Source organism: Desulfobulbus alkaliphilus, from assembly GCF_016918545.1.
Lineage (GTDB): Bacteria > Desulfobacterota > Desulfobulbia > Desulfobulbales > Desulfobulbaceae > Desulfobulbus > Desulfobulbus alkaliphilus.
Genome location: NZ_JAFFQC010000195.1, coordinates 1 through 463, shown reverse-complemented (window position 1 = coordinate 463; position 463 = coordinate 1). Strand labels below are relative to the sequence as shown.

Here is a 463-nt window from a genome sequence, read left to right as displayed (position 1 = left end):
CTTGAGAAGGCTCATGGCCGCATCGATGGTCGTGAGTACCATGTCATGGCGGCGGGCGAGTTGGCCGCCCAGTTTCCTCATTGGAAACAGTTGCACAGCATTGGCGTGGCCATCTCCTATCGCGTTGAAAATATGCAAAAAATTACCATAGAGCAGCGTTATTTCATCAGTTCCAAAGCGTTGGTGCAGGATGAGTTTGCGCGAGCGGTGCGTGGGCACTGGGCCATCGAAAATAGCCTGCACTGGGTGCTGGACGTCACGATGGGCGAGGATGATTGCCCGATTTATCGCGGTGATGCCGCAGAGATTTTGGCGTGCATCCGGCACATGGGGCTGAACATGCTCAGGGCCGAGACTTCACGCAAGGCGAGCGTAAGACGGAAGCAAAAAATCGCAGGAATGAGCAGTGAATATCTGGAAACGGTACTCAATGCGGGTCTCAAAAAACTGGGTGAAATTTAAC

General features: G+C 53.1%; 1 pseudogene. It reads left to right on the top strand.

The annotated features are described in order from the left end of the window. A pseudogene (locus tag JWG43_RS18080) lies at positions 1-462 on the top strand (ISAs1-like element ISAs12 family transposase); the annotation flags it as partial. Between the last annotated feature and the right edge of the window lies 1 nt (position 463).